Source organism: Pelomonas parva (genome assembly GCF_043555835.1).
GTDB classification, from domain to species: domain Bacteria; phylum Pseudomonadota; class Gammaproteobacteria; order Burkholderiales; family Burkholderiaceae_C; genus Pelomonas; species Pelomonas parva.
The window spans coordinates 111581-132847 of sequence record NZ_JBIGHV010000001.1 but is presented as its reverse complement, the minus strand read 5'-3'; the positions used below and the strand labels follow the sequence as shown (position 1 = coordinate 132847).

Annotated in this window: 13 protein-coding genes; 8 read left to right on the top strand and 5 right to left on the bottom strand. The window is 69.6% G+C overall.

From position 1 onward, the window contains the following. The first annotated feature begins 41 nt into the window (after positions 1-41). Together ACG00Y_RS00510 and ACG00Y_RS00505 are read left to right on the top strand one after the other, a co-directional pair. A complete protein-coding gene (locus ACG00Y_RS00510) occupies positions 42-1220 on the top strand; it encodes an acyl-CoA dehydrogenase (protein ID WP_394475303.1) in 1179 nt (392 codons plus the stop codon). Between the two features lie 192 nt (positions 1221-1412). Next, on the top strand, positions 1413-1874 hold the full coding sequence (locus ACG00Y_RS00505; protein WP_394475302.1) for a DUF4440 domain-containing protein: 462 nt from the start codon (positions 1413-1415) through the stop codon (positions 1872-1874). Here ACG00Y_RS00505 and ACG00Y_RS00500 read toward each other — a convergent pair whose 3' ends face one another. The 5 genes from ACG00Y_RS00500 to ACG00Y_RS00480 all read right to left on the bottom strand — a co-directional run bounded on the left by ACG00Y_RS00500 (position 1875) and on the right by ACG00Y_RS00480 (position 9805). Then, complete coding sequence (locus ACG00Y_RS00500) at positions 1875-2213, bottom strand: low molecular weight protein tyrosine phosphatase family protein (protein ID WP_394475301.1); 339 nt, start codon at positions 2211-2213, stop codon at positions 1875-1877. It abuts the gene before it with no gap. Beyond that, a complete protein-coding gene (locus ACG00Y_RS00495) occupies positions 2210-3592 on the bottom strand; it encodes a TolC family protein (protein ID WP_394475300.1) in 1383 nt (460 codons plus the stop codon). The genes ACG00Y_RS00500 and ACG00Y_RS00495 overlap by 4 nt, the downstream gene beginning before the upstream one ends. Positions 3593-3597: 5 nt before the next feature. Next, positions 3598-5595 carry an ABC transporter permease gene (locus tag ACG00Y_RS00490; RefSeq protein ID WP_394475299.1) on the bottom strand — a complete coding sequence of 666 codons (1998 nt, stop codon included), beginning with the start codon at positions 5593-5595 and terminating at the stop codon, positions 3598-3600. Between the two features lie 631 nt (positions 5596-6226). Beyond that, positions 6227-7363 carry an efflux RND transporter periplasmic adaptor subunit gene (locus ACG00Y_RS00485; RefSeq protein ID WP_394475298.1) on the bottom strand — a complete coding sequence of 379 codons (1137 nt, stop codon included), beginning with the start codon at positions 7361-7363 and terminating at the stop codon, positions 6227-6229. 132 nt (positions 7364-7495) lie between these two features. Beyond that, entirely contained in the window at positions 7496-9805 is a 2310-nt protein-coding gene (locus tag ACG00Y_RS00480) for a polysaccharide lyase 8 family protein (RefSeq protein WP_394475297.1), read from the bottom strand. Positions 9806-9913: 108 nt separating this feature from the next. On the opposite strand from ACG00Y_RS00480, the gene ACG00Y_RS00475 reads away from it, so the two are divergent. From ACG00Y_RS00475 to ACG00Y_RS00450, 6 genes are all read left to right on the top strand, one after another. Then, positions 9914-10996, top strand: coding sequence for a LacI family DNA-binding transcriptional regulator (locus tag ACG00Y_RS00475; RefSeq protein WP_394475296.1), 1083 nt, complete (start codon positions 9914-9916; stop codon positions 10994-10996). 8 nt (positions 10997-11004) lie between these two features. After that, positions 11005-12360, top strand: coding sequence for an MFS transporter (locus ACG00Y_RS00470; RefSeq protein ID WP_394475295.1), 1356 nt, complete (start codon positions 11005-11007; stop codon positions 12358-12360). Between the two features lie 107 nt (positions 12361-12467). Beyond that, positions 12468-13619, top strand: a complete 1152-nt coding sequence (locus ACG00Y_RS00465) for a glycoside hydrolase family 88 protein (RefSeq protein WP_394475294.1) — start codon at positions 12468-12470, stop codon at positions 13617-13619. 47 nt (positions 13620-13666) lie between these two features. Next, positions 13667-16516 (top strand): TonB-dependent receptor, encoded by a 2850-nt coding sequence (locus tag ACG00Y_RS00460; protein ID WP_394475293.1) that lies wholly within the window; start codon positions 13667-13669, stop codon positions 16514-16516. An 80-nt stretch (positions 16517-16596) separates the two neighbouring features. Continuing rightward, positions 16597-19482, top strand: coding sequence for a polysaccharide lyase family 8 super-sandwich domain-containing protein (locus ACG00Y_RS00455; protein WP_394475292.1), 2886 nt, complete (start codon positions 16597-16599; stop codon positions 19480-19482). Beyond that, on the top strand, positions 19479-21257 hold the full coding sequence (locus ACG00Y_RS00450; protein WP_394475291.1) for a glycoside hydrolase family 35 protein: 1779 nt from the start codon (positions 19479-19481) through the stop codon (positions 21255-21257). The genes ACG00Y_RS00455 and ACG00Y_RS00450 overlap by 4 nt, the downstream gene beginning before the upstream one ends. Positions 21258-21267 lie beyond the last annotated feature (10 nt).

Below are 21267 nucleotides of genomic sequence, written 5' to 3'. Positions count from 1 at the left end.
ACGCGCTTGACCGGCGCCCACTGACCATCGAGGAGACCGCCATGGCCCACAAGGCAAGCTTTCACTGGGACGACCCGCTGCTGCTGAACGAGCAGCTCACCGAGGACGAGCGCCTGGTGCGCGATGCCGCCGCCGCCTACTGCCAGGAGCGCCTGAAGCCGCGCGTGCTGGAGGCCTTCCGCCACGAGAAGACCGACGTGGCCATCTTCCGTGAGATGGGTGAGTTAGGCCTGCTGGGCCCGACCATCCCCGCGCAGTACGGCGGCGCCGGGCTGAACTACGTCTGCTACGGCCTCGTCGCCCGCGAGGTGGAGCGCGTCGACTCAGGCTACCGCTCGATGATGAGCGTGCAGTCGTCGCTGGTGATGGTGCCAATCAACGAGTTTGGCAACGAGGCCACCAAGCAGAAGTACCTGCCCAAGCTGGCCAGCGGCGAGTGGATAGGCTGCTTCGGCCTGACCGAGCCCAACCACGGCTCCGACCCCGGCTCCATGGTCACCCGCGCCCGCAAGGTGGACGGCGGCTACGAGTTGACCGGCAGCAAGATGTGGATCACCAACAGCCCCATCGCCGACGTGTTCGTCGTCTGGGCCAAGGATGACGGCGGGCAGATCCGTGGCTTCGTGCTGGAGAAGGGCGCCAAGGGCCTGACGGCGCCCGCCATCCACGGCAAGGTGGGCCTGCGCGCGTCCATCACCGGCGAGATCGTCATGGACAAGGTGTTCTGCCCCGATGAGAACGCCTTCCCTGAAGTCCGTGGGTTGAAAGGGCCGTTTACCTGCCTGAACAGCGCGCGCTACGGCATCGCCTGGGGCGCGCTCGGCGCGGCCGAGGACTGCTGGTACACGGCCCGTCAGTACACGATGGACCGCCAGCAGTTCGGCAAGCCGCTGGCGGCCAACCAGTTGGTGCAGAAGAAGCTGGCCGACATGCAGACCGAGATCACGCTGGGCCTGCAAGGCTGCCTGCGCCTGGGCCGCATGAAGGACGAGGGCACGGCCGCCGTGGAGATCACGTCCATTATGAAGCGCAACAGCTGCGGCAAGAGCCTGGACATCGCCCGCATGGCGCGCGACATGCTGGGCGGCAACGGCATCTCCGACGAGTTCGGCATCGCGCGGCATCTCGTCAACCTGGAGGTGGTGAACACCTACGAGGGCACGCACGACATCCATGCGTTGATCCTGGGGCGGGCGATCACGGGCATCGCGGCGTTCTGAGGTCAGGAAGCGGAGAACAGAACACAGCCACAGAGGCACAGAGGAATTCGTTTGTTCCCTGTGCCGTGATCTCTCTGTGCCTCTGTGCCTCTGTGGCGGACTTCGGCGATGCTGGCGTGGACGCAGTGTGACTTGCAGCACTCGCTGATCGTGCCGCCATCCTTCGCTGCCCCAACACGCCGGAGACAGCCCATGACCACTCGCCGCAACGCCCTGCTCGCCGCCGCCACCCTGCCCGCCGCAGCGGGTACGGCCACCGCCCAGCCGGGCTGGCCCGCCGCCGACGAAATTGCGCGCCGCGTGGCCGAAGCGCGGGCCGCCGAGACCGCCTTCGCCGCCGCGTTCGCGGCCCGGGATGCAGCGGCGTTCCGGCGCTTCCTGGCGCCCGACACCATCTGGGTGGGCAGGGACCCGCTGCACGGCCCCGAAGCCGTCATGCAGGCATGGGCGGGCTATCTGAGCGCGGCCAAGCCGCCGTTCAGCTGGGCGCCCGACCTGGTGCTGGTGCTGCCCAGCGGCGACCTGGCCCGCACCAGCGGCCCGGTGCTGGACCCGGATGGCAAGCTGTTCCAGCGCTTCCAGTCGGTGTGGCGGCGCAAGCCGGTCGGTGGTTGGGAGATCGTGTTCGACTTCGGCACCGACGTCTGCCGCTGATCACTCGATGCCGAGCAGCGGCGGCACGGCCGCTTCCAGCAGCTCTACCAACTCCGGGTCCATGAAGCGGTAGTCGTCGGGGATGTCCAGCACGTGCAGTGGCTTGTGGGCAAGCGTGCGCGCGTGCTCGGCCAGCAGGCGAGACTTGTGCTTGCTCTCCATGACGATGACGACGTCGGCCCAGGCCAGGTCGAGGTGGCTGACCTGCTTGCGCGCGCTTGCGCTGGTGCCGGCCGAGCGCACGGCCAGTGCCGGGTGGCGGCGGAAGGTCTGCTCAGCGGTGGGGCTGCGCCACTGGTTGCGGCTGCAGATGAACAGGACGTTGAGCTTGCTGCTCACGCACCACCCAGTGCCTTGAACAAGGCCGCCTGCCGTACCCACTGCTGGGCACGCAGCTGGATGCGGTTCTGCTCCGCATCCAGCCGCGCGCTGCGGGCCTGCAGCCAGTCGGCGCGGGCAATCGCGCCGGCTTCATAGCGCAGCGTGGCCAGCCGCTCGTTCTCGACGGCCTCGCGCAGACGGCTGTTGTTGGCGCTCAGCTGCTGGGCCAGGCGCTCGGCCTCGATGCGCTGGGTCTCGATGTCGGCCAAGGCCTTGTTCAGCGTGTCGCGCAGCGTCAGCGCGGCGGTGTCGAGGTCGGTGCGGGCGCCGTCGCGTGACAGGGCCAGGCGCTTCCAGTCGATCATGGGCACGACGAGGTTGGCGCCCAGCGAGGCCAGCGGCTGCGACAGCCAGTCGCTGGCATGCGAGCCGCCCGTGCCGATGCTGCCGGAGAAGCTCAGGCGCGGGTAGCGCTCGGCCTCGCTGGCGCGCAGCCGGGCCAGCGCGGCGTCCACGCCGAGGCGGGCGCTCTGCACGTCGGGGCGGCGGGCCAGCACGTCGGCGGGTGGAGCCAGGCGCCATTGCGGCGGCTCGTTGACGGGCAAGGCCGCGTCGGGCGACGGTCCCGGCAGCGGCTCGTCCAGCAGCAGGGCCAGGCGCTGGCGCTGCAGCAGCGTGTCGGCGGCCAGGTCGGCCAGGCGGTTCTCGGCGGCCTGCACGGTGGCGGCGATCTTGTCCAGCTCGATGGGCAGCAGCTTGCCCTCGCGAACGCGTGCGCGCGTCAGCTCCAGCGTCTCGCGGGTGATCGCGAGCTGGGTCTCGGCCAGCGGCTGGCGGGCACGCAGCGAGGCCAGCGTCCAGTAGGCCTCGGCCACCTGGTTGCGGATCGACAGGCGGGCGGCGGCGATGTCGGTCTGCGCGGCCTCGGCGTTGGCGCGCTGGGCGGCCTGCGTCTGGCCCAGGCGGTCCCACAGGTCCAGCTCGTAGCCCACGCCGATGTTGGCGCCATAACTGCGTGACACGCCGGTAGATGACGTCACCGGAATGGTCACGCCGCCGACGTCGACATTGCGGGTCGTGCTCTGGGTCTCCAGCGGCCGGCTGGCGTTGGTGGACAGACCGGCGCTGGGCGTCCAGCGCAGCGCGCCGTGGTCGGCCAGCAGCTGCGCGCGCTTCCAGCGCTGTGCCGCCAGTGCGATGTCGCGGTTGGCGTCCAGCGCGCGGGCCTGCAGCGCGGCCAGCGTGGGGTCCAGCAGGCCGGCCCAGTCGGGCGTGGCGTCGCCGCCGGCCTGGCTCCAGGCGGTGGGCAGGGCGACTTCCGGCGCCTTGTCCACGGGGCCATGCGCGCAGCCGACCAGCAACCAGGCGGCGGCCATCGAGGTCAGTCTTGTTTTCATGTTGCTCACTCCCGAGCCAATGCATCCACGGGGCTCAGTGCTGCCGCGCGCCGTGCGGGCAGCGTGCCGAACACCAGGCCCACCAGGCTCGACACGCCAAAGGCCACGCCCAGCGCTGCCCAGCTGACGACCACCACGACTTCCTTCTGCGCCGCGTTCAGCCCCTGTGCCGCGAGCCAGCTCAGGAAAACGCCCACCAGCCCGCCCAGGCAACAGAGGACGACCGCTTCGATGAGGAACTGCAGCCTCACGTCGCCCTGGCGCGCGCCCACGGCCATGCGAATGCCGATCTCGCGGGTGCGCTCGGACACCGACACCAGCATGATGTTCATGACGCCCACGCCGCCCACCAGCAGCGAGATGGCGCCCACGCCGGCGAACACGGCGGCCATCGCACTGGTGATCTGCTGGAACTTGCGGAACTCCTCTTCGGCGTTGAAGCTGCTGAAGTCCTCGCGGCCATGCAAGGCCTTCAGGCGGTGGATGACGTGCTCGCGCACCTGCTGCGGCGGCACACTGTTGTCCAGGTTCACGTCGAAGCTCCAGACCTCGGCGCGGGACTCCAGCTTGCGCCCGAACGTGGTGTTGGGCAGGTAGAGCTGGCTCTGGCCGCCGCTGAAGCTGATCGCGCCGCCGTCCGCGGCGGCGACACCGATGACCGTGAAGGGCAGGGCGGCCGTGGGCGGCACCCACTGGCCGACCGGTGCGCCGCCGCCCAGCTGCAGCAACACGACCTGGCCGATGGGCGACTGCCCCTTCTTGAACAGCGCGTCGCGCGCCTTCTCGTCCAGCACCAGCACCTGGCTGTGGGCCTCGAAGTCCATCGCGCCGAAGTAGCGCCCCTGCACGAGCTTGAGCTTGCGGCCCTTCAGCGTGTTGGCGTCGGCGGCCACGGCCTGCACGGTCGCGTCGCGCGAGCGGTGGTGAGCCGTCAGCTGCATCTGCCGGTTGGGCGTGATGCCGCGCACGCCGTCCAGCGCGCGCAGCGAGTCGATCTCGTTGGGCCGGAAGGGTTTGGGCTGCACGCCCGGCGGCAGGGACGGGTTGCCGGCCCAGACGGGGATGCGGCCGGACATCATGCTTGCGACATTGCTCTCGATGGAGTCACGCGCCGCCGTCGTCAGCGCGACGATGCTGACCACCGAGGCGATGCCGATGCTGATGCCCAGCATGGACAGCGCCGTGCGCAGCCGGTTGCTCTTCAGCGCCAGCAGCGCCGTGGCGACCGCCTCGCGCCATTGCACGAGCCAGCGACCCGGCCAGGCGCTCTGCTTCACCGGCGGTGCGTCGCTGGGCAGCTCGGCGGGTGGCACATGGCCGGCGGGCGTGCCGTTGTCGGCGACGACCTTGCCGTCCTTCAGCTCAATGACGCGGCGTGCATGCGCGGCCACGGCGGCATCATGCGTGACCAGGATGATGGTGTGGCCGCGCTCGTTCAGCTCCTTGAGCAGCCGCAGCATCTCGGCGCCCGAGGCCGAGTCCAGTGCGCCGGTGGGCTCATCCGCCAGGATGATCTGGCCGCCGTTCATCAGTGCCCGCGCGATGGACACGCGCTGCTGCTGGCCACCGGACAGCTCGTTAGGTCGGTGATGCAGGCGTTCGCCCAGGCCCAGGCGCTCCAGCAGCGCGCGGGCGCGTTCGCCGCGTGCATTGACACCCACGCCGGCATAGACCGCCGGCAGCGCCGCGTTGGCGCGGGCGTCCAGGTGGGGCAGCAGGTGGTAGCGCTGGAAGATGAAGCCGAAGCGCTCGCGGCGCAGCGCGGCCAGCTCGTCGGGGCCCAGCGTGCCGGCGTCGGTGCCGCCGATCAGGAAGCGGCCGCTGGTGGGGTTGTCCAGGCAGCCGAGCACGTTCATCAGCGTGCTCTTGCCCGAGCCGGACTGGCCCATGATGGCGACGAACTCGCCGGCCTCGATGGCCAGGCTCACACCGTCGAGGGCGGGGACGTCGATTTCGCCGAGTTGGTAGTGACGGGCGACGTTCTTGAGTTCGATCAGAGGCATGGGGAGGCCTCCGTGTGTTGAACGGAGGTTGGCTTGGTGCCCAGGCCCATGCCGGGATTTCGCCCCGGCGGGCGAGTCACTTTCTTGGGCGCCCAAGAAAGTAACCAAAGAAACCGCCCCCGAACCGCCCGGCCCTTAGCTTCGCAGCGGGCTGCCCTGCGATGCTCGGTCCTTGAGCCCGCGCGCCGAACTCGCGCCGCTACGCTCTGCTCAGACAAGCGGCGCGAGTCAGAAGTTGAGGCGAGCTTCGCTCGCGGGCTCAAGGCCCTGCGCTTCTCGGCGGGCTCAGAGGGGGGAAGATGAACACATCCACGGCCTGGCTGTTGGGCTTGGCTGTTGGCTGTTCGGCTGTTTGGGGCCTCCCCTTCAAAACCGCAGAGAAGCGCAGAAGCCCAGGGCGCGTGCGCAGCACGCTTCAAGAACTGACTCGCGACGCTTGTTTGAACGGAGCGTAGCGAAGTGAGTTCGGCGCGGCCCTGGGCTTCGAGCATCGCAGGGGAGCCCGCAGGGCCGGTTTTGCAGGGGAGAGCTTTTTGCCTACTTTTTGGCGGCGCAAAAAGTAGGTCGGCCGCCGGGACGAAATCCCGGCTGGGCCTGACCACAAAGCCGAAGCACCGAGAAGCGATACCCATCACCTGCTCGCCGCTGACGCCGCCGCGTCCACCGCACTCGGCGGTGCCAGCAGCACCTTCTCGCCGGCCTTCACGCCCTCCAGCACCTGCACCCGAGCGCCGTCCTGCAACCCCACCTTCACCTGCCTCGGCACCTGCTTGTTGGCCGCATCCAGCACCGTCACAGTGAAGCGCCCGTCCTTGCCGCGCTCGCCCAGCGCCACGATGGGCATCGCCGGCACCTGCTTCACCGCCCCCGTCTCGATGTCCACCTGCACCGTCATGTCGCTGAACAGCGCGCGGTCGCGGTTGTCGACGTCGAACAGCACGTTGTAGAACACCGCGTTGCCGGCGCGCTCGGGCACCGGCTGGATGACGCGCAGCTTGCCCTCGTAGCGCTTGCCCTCGCCGGACAGCGTCGAGAAGCGCGCCGTCTGGCCGATCTTGATGGACTGGATGTCGGCCTCGGGCACCTTGGCCCGCACGGTGATGGTGTCCAGGTCCGCCAGCGTCAGCATGACCGGCGTGACCTGGATGGCGATGACGGTCTGGCCGGCCTGCACCGGCAGGTTGACGACGGTGCCGTCCATCGGCGCCGTGATGCGCGTGTACGACTGGCGCAGCTTGCGGTTGTCGAGGTCGGCCTCGAAGCGCGCGACGGTGGCGGCCTGGCCGCGCAGAGCGGCCTCGATCTTGGCGAGGTCGGTCTCGGCCCGCTCTGCCTCGATGGCCGCGGTGGCCTGGCCGGCGAGCATGCGACGCTGGCGCGCGACCTCGCGGCGCGAGGCCTCGGCGTCGACCTTGCTGCTGTCCAGCTGCGCGCGCGCCTGGGCCAGCGCGGCCTCGGCCTGGGCGACGTCGCTGCGCGCCAGCTCCGGGTCCAGGCTGACGAGCAGCTCGCCCTTCTTGACCTGCTGGCCGAGCTGCACATGCAGCGTCTGGATCTGGCCGCTGACCTGGGCGCCCACGTCGACCTTGGTCTTGGCCTGCAGCACGCCGGCGGCCTGCACGGCCTGCGTGATGTCGGCCAGCGCGACGACGCCGGTGGGTGGCGGCGGCGGCGGCGGCGGCTTGCGAGTGGCCCACCAGGCGACACCGGCCGCGATCACGGCGATGACAATCAGGCGCACGCGCCAACGCTTCAGGAATGCTTTCATGTCCCTCCCAGGGTGCCGGGGTCTGCGCCCCGCCTACGGATGTAGCCGTTAGCGTAGCAGTCGCCACCTAAGTGTCCGCTTAACGTGGCGATCGTCCCTCGCGAACGCGGGCTTGGCGAAAGTCATGTGGGGTCAGGGCTTGCGCGCGAGCAGCTGGACCGAGCGGCCGCGCAGCCCTTCGAGGGCGATGCGCAGGCGCAGCGTGGGCGAAGTCGACAGCACGTGGATGGCCGGATCGTGGGCGACATGCGGCGACACGGCGGTATGCAGCTCCAGCATCAGTGAGCCGCGCTCCGGCTGGGTCGGCGCGGAGACGGCCAGTTGCAAGCTGCCGTCGGACCTGTTGTGTAGCACCACGGCGCAAGCGCCGCTCGCGACCATCCAGGGCTGGCCATCGCGAACCACGGTGTGTTGCTCGTCGCCCCAGAAGGTGGCTGCGGCCATGCCGGTGTCGGCATCGGCCGCCGCGTGGGCTTGCGCGTCCAGCGCGAGGATGCGCAGCGGCGGCGCGTCGGCATAACGGGCCAGTGCGTCGGCGCTGATGCCGGGCAACGTCGTGTAGGCATAGCTCGCGCCGTCCGGCCGGTGGCCATGCTGCAGCGCGAGGCTGGCGTAGGCGCGGCGCAGCGGGGCGGGCGAGCCCGCGGGGTTGATGGCGCGCCAGCTGCCTTCGCGCCATTCGCGGCTGATGTTCAGCAACTGCGGCTGCAGCAGCGTGGGGAAGTGGTAGCCGACGCCGGCGAGCTGGGCGGTGCGCGCGGGCCGGCTGGCGCGGTGGGTGGTCGGCGCCTGGCCATCGACATGCAGCACAGCGTCGGGCTGAGGCAGCTTGCGCTGATCGACGATGGTTTCCACCGCGCCCTCGCCGCGAATGTCCGAGCCCAGCGCCAGCATGCGGTCGCCGAACATGAACCAGGACTTGCGGCCGCTCAGCTCACCCTGGCCCAGGTTGCGCAGGTTGAAGGCCATGCCCGCCACGCCGCTGCCGCCGGGCAGCGCGGCGCCGCCGACCCAGGGCTCGGGGTTGGGGACCATGGAGAAGTCGCGCGGCGGTTCGGCTGGCAGGTGGCCGCTCGTCGTCACGCCGGGCAGGCGGGCCATGTCGACGGTGGCCCAGTAGCCGTCGGCGAACTGCGCGTCGTCGCCGGGCAGCAGCAGCGTCGTCATGCCGGCGCCGGTCAGCCAGCCACGCGGGTTCTCGCCGTTGCCGTACTCGAAGGCGGCGATGCGAGGCGAGAACAGCGACAGCGCCCACGCGAAACCGGGCCGGTGGTGGACGGCACGGTCCATGGCGGCAAAGACCTTGGTGTCGGGCGCTGGCTGCTGCGCTGTCGTGGCGTCGGCCGCGAGGGCTTTCAGCTCGGCGATAGAGGGGGCGTCCAGACCCCGGTAGTAGTCCGGCTGGCGCTTGTCGTGGAGCAGATGGAACTTGAGCCGGGCGCGCAGCCCAGGTGGCATCTGCGCACTCAAGCGCAGCAGGTCGCGCAGTAGCGTGCGGCCGGCGCGCCCCTCCTCGGCGGGGCGGGAGATGGCGCGGCCGCGCACGCTGTCGAGCACGGCGCCGCGCACGAGCACCGGCAGGAAGGCGTCGTCGGCCCATGCAGCGAGGGTCGCGCGTTGTGCGTCGGTCAGCGCGCCATCGCCCAGCACGACGGTAAGGCGGGCCAGCGCGGCGAGCAGCACGGTGCCGTAGCTGCCGGTGTAGGGCACGAAGTCGTGCTGGATGAAGGAGCCGTCGCTGTGGAAGCCGTCGCCGTGGGTGACGTAGGGGAAGACGGCGTCCAGCGCCGCACGGCCGGCGGCGACCTTCCTCGCGTCGCCTTCGAGCGCGCCGCTCAGCACGACGATCAAGGCCTTGTCGACGCGGTTGGCGCCGGTCTCCTCGGCCGTCGAGCCGTTGAGGCGCCGCGTGGCATCGGGCACCCAGCGGGTGATGGACGCGAGGTAGCGCGCTCGGCGCTCGGCACCCAGTTCGTCATGCAACAGCAGCAGGCAGTCCAGCAGCGACTGTGGTGAGCCGATCTCCCAGTCCCACCAGTTGCCGCTGTAGGGCGTGTCGGGACGGTAGTGGTGTTCGACGAGCCAGTCGAGGCTGCGGCGCAGCGCTTCGGCCAGCTCGGCGTGGCCGTGCAGCGCGGAGCCCGGTTGCGCGTGCGCCAGGGCCAGCGTGCGCAGGCGCTTGAAGCTCAGCGAGTTGGCCTCGCTGCGCGGCTTGGCGGCTAGGTCCGCCCACAGCTCGCGGCGGACGGCGCGCGTGTCGAGCGTCTGCCACAGCTCACGGGCCAAAGCCTGCTGGCGGCGGATCTCGGCGGCCACGTCGGCGTCGGCCAGCTGCGCCGGCGCCGCGAGCAGCAGCGCGCTGGCACGGGCCAGCATGGCGTCCTCGGCAGGGGCAGCCCAGGCCAGGCAGGGCCAGCACAGCAACAGCAGCAGAACTCTCATCACGGCGTCGATCCTGTCGTAAACCCGGGTGCCGGACGGCTTGTCACGGCGCCGTTGGTCGTTCACAATGAGCTAACGTTAACACATAAAATGACAGGTATAACAGGCATGCTCAAGCCACCCGACGATGAAGCCACCGGCAGCGGCACGGGCCGCGTGACGGTCACCGACATCGCTGCAGCGGCGGGTGTGTCGGTGATGACGGTCTCGCGCGCACTCAGCGGCAAGGGCTATGTGGCCGAGGCCACGCGGGCCAAGATCCACCAGATCGCGCAGTCGATGGGCTATGTGGCCAACGTGGGCGCCAAGGCGATGAAGGGCGGCCGCACGCGCGTGCTGGGCCTGCTGGTGACGGACTTCCAGTCACCCGTCATCGCGGCCATCATCAATGCCATCAGTCGGGTCGTGAAGCAGGCCGGGCTGGACCTGCTGCTCTACGACATCGCCACGCCCGATGGCGACAGCGCCCGGCCCGAGATCGTGCCGCTGATGTCCAGCCTGTGCGACGGGCTGCTGCTCATCCTGCCGGGCAAGCAGGCCGAACAGCTGGAGCAGTTCCAGCGCGCCAAGCTGCCGGTGGTGCTGGTGAACTACTGGCGCGCGCCGACGCCGCTGCCGGTCGTGCGCGCCGACAACTACGAGGGCGCCTACGCGGTGACCCAGCACCTGCTGGGGCTGGGGCATCGCCGCATCGGCTTCATGCGCGGCACGTCGCACTCGGGCCAGAGCCCGGAGCGTGAACGCGGCTACCTCGCCGCGCTGGCCGCGGCCGGCCTGCAGGCCGACCCGGCGCTGATCGCGCAGGGCGACTTCGGGCAGCGCTCGGGCTTCGAGCAGGGCCAGGTCTTGCTCGGCCTGGCCGAGCCGCCGACCGCGATCTTCTGCGCCAGCGACCTGATGGCGCTGGGCGTGCTGGACGCGGCGCGGGCGGCCGGCGTGGAGGTGCCGGGCCAGCTGTCGATTGCCGGCTTCGACGACATCCCCGCCGCCGCCCACAGCCACCCGGCGCTGACGACGGTGCGGCAGGACTACGACCAACTCGGCGAGAGCGCCGTTCGGCTGCTGCTGCAGCACATCGAGAACGGCACGCAGCGCGGCATGCGCATCGAGCTGCAGAGCCATCTGGTGACGCGCGACTCGACGGCCGCGCCGCCGGTGGCCAGGCGCGCGGGCGGGAAGAAGCGCGGATGACGCCGGCGGTGACCACACCTGCGGATCTCCCCGACGCGCCGCGCCAGTGGCAGCAGGGCAGCCTCGTCTATGGCGTGGGCGGCCTGGCCGTGCTGTTCGCCTGGCTGCTGCTCGGCGACTTTGCCTGGAGCCTGAAGGAGCGGGCGGTCGTGCCGGTGGCGCAGGTGTTGCTGAAGCAGCTGCAGGCCAGCGACTTCTTCATCGCGCTGGTCGTCGGCTCGCTGCCGGCGGCGCTTGGCATGCTGCTGGGGCCGGTCATCGCGGTGCGGTCGGACCGCCACCGTGGCCGGCTCGGGCGGCGCATCCCCTACCTGCTGCTGCCCACGCCGCCCATCGTCATCGGTCTGCTGGGCATGGCCGCCACGCCGGTGGCCGGCGCCTGGCTGAGCGAGCTGGCCGGCCTGTCGCCGCGCCTGTGCCAGCTGGCCTGGTTCACGCTGATGTGGACCGTGTTCGAGGTGGCCTCAGTCACGGCGAACGCGGTGTTCGGCGGCCTCATCAACGATGTGGTGCCGCAACCGCTGGTGGGTCGCTTCTACGGCCTGTTCCGCGCCACCAGCCTGCTGGCCGGCATCGGCTTCAGCTCGCATGTGCTGGGCCATGCGGAGCAGCAGTTCGCCGCCATCTTCACCGGCATCGCGCTGATCTACGGCCTGTGCTTTGCGCTGCTGTGCTGGCGCGTGAAGGAGGGCAGCTACCCGCCGCCCGAGCCTGTGCCGGCGGAGGAGGGCGGCTGGGTCGCCGGCACGCGGCGCTACCTGCGCGAGTGCTTCAGCCATCGGTTCTACGTGCTGCTGTTCGTCGCCATGATGCTGGGCCTCGTCAGCGGGAGCCCGGTCAACAGCTTCGGTGTGTTCTATGCCAAGCAGGTGGGCCTGGGGCTGGACGGCTACGGCAAGGCGCTGGCCATCAGCTATGGCTTCTCGCTGGTGCTGGCGCTGCCGGTGGGCTGGCTGGCGGACCGCTGGCACCCGCTGCGCGTCGGCCTCGGCGCCATTGCCGTCTACGCGGCGTGCATGCTGGTCGCTGGGCTGTGGGTGCAGGATGCGCAGCAGTTCGGCTTCGCCTTCGTGCTGCACGGCGTCGTGTCGGGCGTCTACCTGACGGGCACCGCCGCGCTGGGCCAGTACCTGTTCCCGCGCGCCAGCTTCGCGCAGTTCTTCTCGGCGATGAACCTGCTGGCGGCGCTGGGCTACATGCTCGTCGCCCCTGGCATGGGCGCCTGGCTGGACGCCACCGGCAGCCACTACCGCCACACCTTCATCGCCAGCGGCGTGCTCGCCGCCGGCTCGGCACTTTGCTATGTGTTGCTGGCCCGGCAGATGCGCGCACTCGGCGGCTTTGCCGCCTACCGCGCGCCCTGATCTCCTTTGCGGCCGCGGCCGGGCCCGTGGCCGTTTTTTTTGCACCGGATATGTTGACGTTAACCTATGAATAACAGTAGTTCACACAAGCGAGGCGCGGCGTGGTGATGGCCAGCGAGATCCAGGACGCCTGCGCGCAGTTGGGCCGCTGCCTGGCGCAGCTGGGCGACCACTTCCCTGGCGACACCAGCGAGGCCAACCGCTTCCGGCCGTCCTGCTGGGCCGACGCGCCGCTCGGTGCCAATGGCAGCTGGACGGCCGGTTTCTGGACCGGCCTGCTGTGGATGGCGCACGAGCTGAGCGAAGAGCCGCACTTCGCAGCCGCAGCACGCGCGCAGCTGCCGGGTTATGCCGAGCGGCTGGAGAAGCGCTACGTCGTCGACCACCACGACCTGGGCTTCCTGTTCATGCCGTCGTGCATTGCAGCCGGGCGCAGCGGCGTGGATGCGACCGACACCGCGCTGCAGGCCGCCCAGCTGCTGATGACGCGCTACCTGCCCAAGGCCGGCGTCATCCAGGCCTGGGGCCGGCTGGACGAGCCGTCGCAACGTGGCCGCATCATCATCGACTGCCTGCTGAACCTGCCGTTGCTGCATTGGGCGAGCACTCAAAGCGGCGACGGACGCTTTCGCGAAGCGGCCCTCAGCCATGCGCTGCGCTCGCAGCAGCACCTCGTGCGCGGCGACGACACGAGCTTCCACACCTTCCACTTCGACCCCGAGACCGGCGCGCCGCTGCACGGCACGACGGCCCAGGGCGCCTCGCACGACTCCTGCTGGGCGCGCGGTCAGGCCTGGGGGCTGTACGGCTTCGCGCTCAACCACCGCTGGGCACCGAGCCACGGTTTCTTGCAGACTGCCGAGCGGCTGGCGCGGCGCTTCCTGGCCGGCCTGCCGGAACACGGCGTCGCCTGCTGGGACCTGAGCCTGGCCGCCGACCCCGGCGAACCCTGGGACAGCTCCGCCAGCGCCATCGCGGCCAGCGGCCTCATCGAGATCGCCGAGCTGCTGCAGGCCGAAGGCCAGGCCGACCGCGCCGCCTACTACCTGCAGCAGGCCGACCGCCTGCTCGCCGGCCTGCTGCAGCACTGCGCCGGTTGGCGCACGGCGGGCAGCAACGCGCTGCTGCTGCACAGCGTCTACAGCAAGCCCGAGAGCCTCGGCGTCGACGAGGCCTGCCTGTGGGGCGACTTCTTCTTTCTCGAAGCCCTGGCCCGCCGAGCGCGGGGCTGGGCTCCCTTCTGGCACCCGGGCGGCTAACAGCCAGCGCCGCACCACTCGAAACCCTCATCATTCGGAGCCACACCATGCGATCGACCTCCTGCCTCTCCCTGCGCCCCACGGCCCTGGCCGTCTTCACGCTGCTGATGGGCGCCGCCCAGGCCCAGACGGCCGCGCCCGCCGACGCCGACAACAACAAGCTGGAGACCGTGCTCGTCACCGGCATCCGCGCCGCCAAGGACAAGTCGCTGGCGAGCAAGCGCTACGCCGACGGCGTGACGGAGGTCATCAGCGCCGAGGACATCGGCAAGATGCCCGACAAGAACGTGGCCGACGCGCTGCAGCGCCTGCCCGGCATCAACACCGCCACCGGCACCGGTGGCAACGGCGGCTATGACGAGAACGACCGCGTCAGCATGCGCGGCACCAGCCCCAGCCTGTCGCTGGTGACGCTGAACGGCCACTCGGTCGCGTCGGCCGACTGGGACTACGGCGACATGATTGCCGGCGGCGCCGGCCCCAACACCAGCGGCTCGGCGCGCAGCGTCAGCTTCCTGCTGCTGCCGTCGGAGCTGGTCAGCCAGGTCGTCGTGCACAAGAGCGCCCAGGCCGACGACATCGAGGGCGGCGTGGCCGGCTCCATCGACATCATCACCAGGCGCCCGCTCGACTTCAAGAAGCCCTTCACGGCCGAGATTGGCCTGCAGGCCGTCTACAGCGACCGCGCCGGCAAGACCGACCCGCAGCTGTCCGCCCTGGTGAATTGGAAGAACGCGGGCAACACCTTAGGCGTGATGGGCCAGTTCTTCGACGAGCGCCGCCACGTGCGCCGCGACGGCCAGACGCGCAGCTACGGCATCGCCACCGCCGCGCAGGCCAATGCGGCCGTGCCGGTGGGCACCACCTTCGTCACCAACGTGGCGACGCAGCTGTTCGAGCAGGAGCGCAAGCGTCGCGGCGGCGTGCTGGGCGTGCAGTGGAAGGCCAGCGACGACCTGACGCTGGGCGCCGAGGCCTTCATGTCCCAGCTGGACGCGAGCTACCACCGGCAGGTCTTCAACACCGACTTCGCCAACAGCCTGAACAGCAAAGTCGTGCCGACCGGCGCGGTCATCAGCAACGGCGTGCTGACCGGCGGCACCTTCGCCAACACGACCAACAACGGCAACAACCTGCAGGCCACCTACAACCCCGGCGCGGCGGTGAAGACGAATTACTACACGGCCGACTTCAAGCTCAAGGCCAGCGAGCAGCTGTCGGTCAATGGCCTCGTCGGCACGACCAAGGCCGAGGGCAAGGCCGACTTCTACGAGCACTACATGAGCTTCCGCGGCGTGACCCAGGCCTATGCGCTGGGCAACGAGTCGGGCGCCACCAGCATCAGCCTGCCGAACGGCCTGTCGGCGAGCAACTGGAACTTCATCCGCAGCGACCACAACCACACGCTGGCCAGCAGCGTCGACCGCGAGGACTTCGCGCAGCTCGACGGTGAATGGAGCTTCGACAGCGGCGCGCTGAACAGCCTCAAGTTCGGCTGGCGCGGCGCCGACCATCTGCGCCAGGCCTACCGGCCGCTGAAGACCGGCTGGCCGATGAATGCCGCCGGCACGGGCCAGGTCGACGGCGGCCTGCCGCAGATCGCCTGGGACGGCAAGACGTTGCCGTCGGACTTCGGCGCCAGCCTCGGCGATGGTGCCGGCGGCCTGGCGGGCTACGTGCCGTCGCTGTCGCCGTCCACCATCGCGCAATGGAGCGAGGCCAACCTCAGCAACGACCCGGTCTTCAACCGCCCGGCCTCCGGCCCCTTCCGCGTCGGCGAGAAGAGCCAGGCGCTCTACCTGATGGCCAAGCTCAGCGGTGACGCGTGGCGCGGCAATGTCGGCCTGCGCTACGTGAAGACGAACACCAGCGTGACGACCAACACCGGCCTGTCCTGCGGCGCCGCGGGCAGCCGCGCGGCGGACGGCACGCTCATCACCTATGGCAGCGCGCTGCAGGCCAGCGAGTGCGCGGCCTTTGTGCCCACCGGCGCCACGCTGACGACCGGCTCGCGCTTCGGCAACTTCTTCACGATGACCACCGACAGCAAGGGCAGCGAGCTGCTGCCCAGCGCCAGCCTGGTGTTCGACGTCAGCAAGAACCTGACTGTGCGCGCGGCCGTGGCCAAGACGATGTCACGCCCCGAGTACAGCGCCTTGGGTACGGCCATCGGCAACTTCCAGTACAACCCCGCGTCCACGCCGGTGTCCACCGCGTCGGGCGGCAATCCGAAGCTGGACCCGGTGGTCGCCAAGAACTACAACCTCGGCGTTGAGTGGTACTTCCAGCCGCGTTCTCTGCTGTCGGCCCAGGTCTTCGTCATCGACTTCGACTCGCTGATCGGCGCCGGCAGCTCGGTGCAATACCTGTTCAACACGGCGGCCAAGGACCCGGTCACCGGCGTGTTGAAGCCTGCCTTCATGGACACGACCGTCAGCCAGCCGATCTCGGTGACGGGCAAGTCCAAGGGCATCGAGCTGGGCTGGGAGCAACCGCTGTGGGGCGGCTTTGGCGCCAACGCGAACTACACGTTCGCCGACGCCAAGGAAGCCAACGGCAACCCCATCATGGGCGCCGCCCGCCACACCTACAACCTCGGCGCCTACTACGAGGACGAGCGCTTCAACGCCCGCATCGCCTACGCCCACCGCAGCGAGATCCGCATCGGTCTGTACGGCGCGCAGCAGAGCTATGCGGCGGCCAGCGGCACGGTGAACGCGTCGTTCGGCGTCAAGCTGACGGACGCGCTGACGCTCAGCGTCGAAGGCCTGAACCTGAACAGCCCGACGCTGCGCTACTTCAACAAGGTGCCGACGAATGCGTCGCTGCCCGAGCAGACCACGGCGCTCTACAACAGCGGCCGCCAGGTCTACGTCGGCCTTCGCTACAAGTATTGAGCTGGCCAGGCCCCCGTCGCGGGGGCTGTTTGCTTCTCATCGCCTTCGGTCCATCCATGTCAACGACAGGAGCCATCGCCATGACTTCACGACTGCAAGGGCTGTCGCACGCAATGCGGCTGCTCGCCTGCTTCTTCTTCATGCTGTGCGCCGCGGGCCTGGTGCGCGCCGATGAGTACGACGACCTGCGCGGCAAGTGGGTGACGCACCTCACCGGCGGCAGCGTCAACACCGCTGACGCGGACATCGCCGCCCAGGTCGGCTTCATCACGAGCAACGCGCAGCTGCACTGGGACGGCATGCGCAAGGAGCCCGGCCGCACGACGCTGTGGGATGACACGGCCTCCACCACCACGTCCGCGCACATCAGCTACGCCTACCAGCGCCTGCGGACGATGGCGCTGGCCTACGCCACCGCCGGCTCGGCGCTGCAGGGCAACGCCGCGCTGGCCGCCGACGTCGTCAGCGGGCTGGACTGGCTCTACGCCCAGCGCTACCACGAGAACAAGACACCCTATGGCAACTGGTGGGACTGGGAGATCGGCACGCCGCAGGCGCTGCTGGACGCGATGGCCCTGATGCATGCGCAGCTCACCGCCACGCAGCGCGCCAGCTATATCCGCGCGGTGGACCGCTTCTGCGGCGACCCCACGGTCTTTACCTTCTACAACGCCGTGGCCACGGGCGCGAACCGGCTGGACAAGGCCCTCGTCGTCGTCGTGCGCGGCGTGCTGGGCAAGTCCGCAGCCAAGATGGTGCAGGGCCGCGACGCGATGAACCAGGTCTACCCCTATGTGACCAGCAGCGACGGCTTCTATGTCGACGGCTCCTTCATCCAGCACTACAACGTGCCCTATGCCGGCAGCTATGGCGCGGTGCTGCTGTCGGGCGTCGCCAAGCTGTTCTATCTGCTGAACGGCTCCAGCTGGCCCATCACGGACGCCAATGCCGGCAACGTCTATCGCTGGGTCAGCGATTCCTTCCAGCCCTTCCTCTACCAGGGCGCCATGATGGACATGCTGCGCGGGCGCAGCATCAGCTTCCCGGCCACCAGCGACCACCTCAGCGGCCGCGCCATCGTCGCGACGCTGGCCATGCTGGCCCAGGGCGCGCCGGCCGCGCAGGCCACGCTGCTGCAAGGCATCGTCAAGGGCCAGGTGCAGCGCGACACCAGCTTCGCGAACTACTACGCCGAGCTGCGCCTGCCCGACATCGTCCGCATCAAGGCGGTGATGGCCAACAGTGCCATCACGCCGACAGCCGCGCTCGACAGCGCGCGCTTCTACGCCAGCATGGACCGCGGCCTGAAGCTGGCGCCCGGTTATGCCTGGGGCTTGAGCCTGTCGTCCAGCCGCATCGCCACCTTCGAATACGGCAACGGCAACAACAAGAAGGGCTGGTTCACCGGGCTGGGCATGACCACGCTCTATAACGCCGACCAGACCCAGTTCTCCGATGGCTTCTGGCCCACCGTCGACTCCTTCCGCCTCCCCGGCACCACGACGGACGGTTCGGCCGGCACGCTGGTCAGCTTCAAGAGCTACCCCAACCCCAACAGCTGGGTGGGCGGCAGCACGGTGGGCGACCAGCACCTGTCCAGCGGCATGCAGTTCGCAACCTCCGGCGGCACCGGCTCCACGCTGCAGGGCAAAAAATCGTGGTTCGTCTTCGGTGACCGCATCGTCGCGCTGGGCTCGGGCATCGCGACGACCGATGGCCGCAACGTTGAGACCATCGTCGAGAACCGCAAGCTCAACGCAGGCGGCAGCAACGCCCTGGCCGTCAACGGCAGCGCCAGGTCCACGGCGACGGGCTGGGCCGAGCGCATCAGCGGCGTCAGCTGGGCCCACCTGGCCGGCAGCGTGGCGGGCGCGGACATCGGCTACCACTTCCCCTTCACCGCCACGCTGGACGGCAAGCGCGAGGCCCGCACCGGCAGCCAGTCCCAGATCGACAACGGCGGCAGCACCGACACCATCACACGCCACTACCTGAGCCTGGCTGTCCCGCATGGTGTCAACCCGACGGCGTCGGGCTATGCCTATGTCGTGCTGCCCAACGTCAGCGCCGTGCAGTTGGCCAGCTACGCGGCCGCGCCGACCATCACCATCCTGGAGAACTCGGCCGAAGCCCATGCGGCCAAGGATGCGAGCCTCAAGCTCGTCGGCGTCAACTTCTGGAACGACGCGGCCAAGACCGTCAGCGACGCCGGCTCGCCCGTCATCAGCAGCGACAAAAAGGCCTCGGTCACGATGCTGGAGAACGCAGCCCGCGAGCTGCACATCGGCATCGCCGACCCGACGCAGCTGAACACCGGCAGCATCGTCATCGAGGTCCACCGCGCCGCCACGCGGCTGATCGCGGCGGATGCCGGCGTGACCGTGCTGCGGCTGGCGCCCACCATCAAGCTCCGCGTCAATGTCAATGCGTCGGCCGGCAAGACGTACACGGCCAGACTGCAGCTCGGCACGCTGACGCCGTGCGAGGCGGCTGCCGACGCGCATGTGCGTAGCGGCAGCTACGCCGACACCAACTACGGCGCGGCCACCGTGCTGGACGTGAAGAAGGAAGCCACCGGCTATGACCGCCAGACCTTCGTCAAGTTCGACCTGAACGGCATCACCGGCGCGGTGTCCAGCGCCACGCTGCGTCTGTACGCGACCGCGACAGGTGCGGCCGGCATCGTCAACCAGGCCTTCCTGTCCGCCGGCGATGCGTGGACGGAAGCCGGCCTCACGTGGAACAACAAGCCGGCCGCATCGACACCGCTGGGCAGCTGGACGGTCGTGCCGGGCAGCCATGTGGACATCGACGTGACGGCGCAAGTCGTCACCGCGCTGGGCGGCGACAAGCTGGTGTCCTTCCTCGTCGATGCCGCCGCCAACGCCGGCAGCACAGGCTGGGTGCAGTACGCCTCGCGCAATGCCGGCGCCAACAAGCCAGTGCTGCTGATCGTCACGCCATGACCCCTTCTCCGATGAGCACCTTCACCGTCGTCGACAACGACTTCCACCTCGACGCTCGCCCGCACAGGCTGCTGTCCGGCGCGCTGCACTATTTCCGCGTGCTGCCTGAGCAGTGGGAGGACCGCCTGCTCAAGCTCAAGGCCATGGGCTTGAACTGCGTCGAGACCTACGTCGCCTGGAACTTGCACGAGCCGCGGCCCGGCGAGTTCGACTTCTCGGGTGGCCTGGACCTGCCAGCCTTCGTGCGGCTGGCCGGCTCGCTGGGCCTGCACGTCATCGTGCGGCCCGGGCCTTACATCTGCGCCGAATGGGAGTTCGGCGGCCTGCCGGCCTGGCTGCTGGCCGACCCCGAGATGGCGCTGCGTTGCGTCTACCAGCCTTACCTCGACGCGGTGGAGCGCTTCCTCGACGCGCTGTTGCCGCCCCTGCTGCCGCTGCAGGTGGGGCAGGGCGGGCCCATCATCGCCATGCAGGTGGAGAACGAATACGGCAGCTACGGCAGCGACCAGGCCTATCTGCGCTGGCTGGAGCAGGCGCTGCTCGAACGTGGCGTCAGCACGCTGCTGTTCACCTCCGACGGCGCGACCGACTTCATGCTGACGCACGGCACGGTCCCCAACGTGCTGAAGACCGCCAACTTCGGCTCGCGCGCTAAGGCTGAGTTCGCCAAGCTGCGTGAGTACCAGCCCACCGGCCCGCTGATGTGCATGGAGTTCTGGTGCGGCTGGTTCGACCACTGGGGCGAGCCGCAGCACCTGCGCAGCGCGGCCGATGCCGCGCAGGCACTGGACGAAGTCCTGGCGGCCGGCGCGTCGGTGAATGTCTTCATGTTCCACGGCGGCACCAGCTTCGGCTTCATGAACGGCGCCAACACGGACCTGGAGACCGGTGCCTACCAGCCCACCGTGGGCAGCTACGACTACGACGCGCCGCTGTCCGAGGACGGCCAGCCGACGGCGAAGTTCCACGCCTTCCGCGACGTCATCGGCAAGTACGTCGACCTCCCGCCGCTGCACTTGCCGCCGCCGGCGCCGCGCTTCGAGAGCGGTCCGCTGCTGCTGGACGAGTCGCAGCCGCTGCTGGCCGCGTTGGCGCTGCTGTCTTCACCAAGACAAACGCCCGTGCCGCGCTCGATGGAAAGCCTTGGCCAGGACTACGGCTTCGTGCTGTATCGCACCCAGCTCAAGCATCCGCCCGGCCCGACCACGCTGCACCTGGACCAACTGCACGACCGCGCGCAGGTGTTCGTCAACGGCGTGGAGGTGGGCACGCTGGAGCGCAACCGGCCGCTATCGCTGCCGCTGACCTTGCCGCCGGGGCCGGTGACGCTGGACATCCTGGTCGAGAACCTCGGCCGCGTGAACTACGGCCCCAAGCTGCTGGACCGCAAGGGCCTCCTCGGCCTCGTGCGGCTGGGCACGCACACCGTGCTGCACGGCTGGCAGAGCTGGCCGTTGCCGCTGGACGACTTGTCGCGGCTGGACTTCGCGCCGCATCCAGAGGCGGCCGGGCCGACCTTCTTCCGAGGGCGCTTCGACGTGGCGCAGCCCGGAGACTGCTTCCTGTCGTTGCCCGAAGGCGCCAAGGGCGTGGTCTGGCTCAACGGCTTCAACCTCGGCCGCTTCTGGGAACGCGGCCCGCAGACCGCGCTCTACGTGCCCGCGCCGCTGCTGAAGGCCGGCCGCAATGAGCTGACGGTGCTGGAACTGCATCCGCGCGGTGCCTGCCGGGTGCGCTTCACCGCACGGCGACCCGCCATGGGGTTGCGGGCCTGAGGGCTTGACG